This window comes from Halostella sp. PRR32, from assembly GCF_034808085.1.
Lineage (GTDB): Archaea > Halobacteriota > Halobacteria > Halobacteriales > Natronoarchaeaceae > Halostella > Halostella pelagica.
Genome location: NZ_JAXHGL010000118.1, coordinates 1 through 273, shown reverse-complemented (window position 1 = coordinate 273; position 273 = coordinate 1). Strand labels below are relative to the sequence as shown.

Genomic DNA, 273 nt, shown 5'->3' with positions numbered 1-273 from the left:
CGTACTGTCACGCAGTTCGGCGAACGAGAGAGTGCTGGAGACGTTCCGTAGCGGCAATCCGGAGGTCGTCGACGGATGAACCGACAGACAGCGAGACCGACCGAAACGACGGACCAGGAGATCCACGTATGAGCAAGAGACTCACCGACACAGGAGTCGTTCCAGTCGCACACGAATCGGACGCCCGAAAGACCGCAGCGGCCCTCGAACCGTACGACGTCGACCGTGTCGTCGTCGTCCACGTCGTCGAGAAGGCCGGTGGTGCACCGGACA

1 pseudogene is annotated in these 273 nt (G+C 62.3%); it reads left to right on the top strand.

From position 1 onward, the window contains the following. Nucleotides 1-128: 128 nt before the first annotated feature. Nucleotides 129-273: pseudogene (locus SM753_RS21505) on the top strand (universal stress protein); the annotation flags it as partial.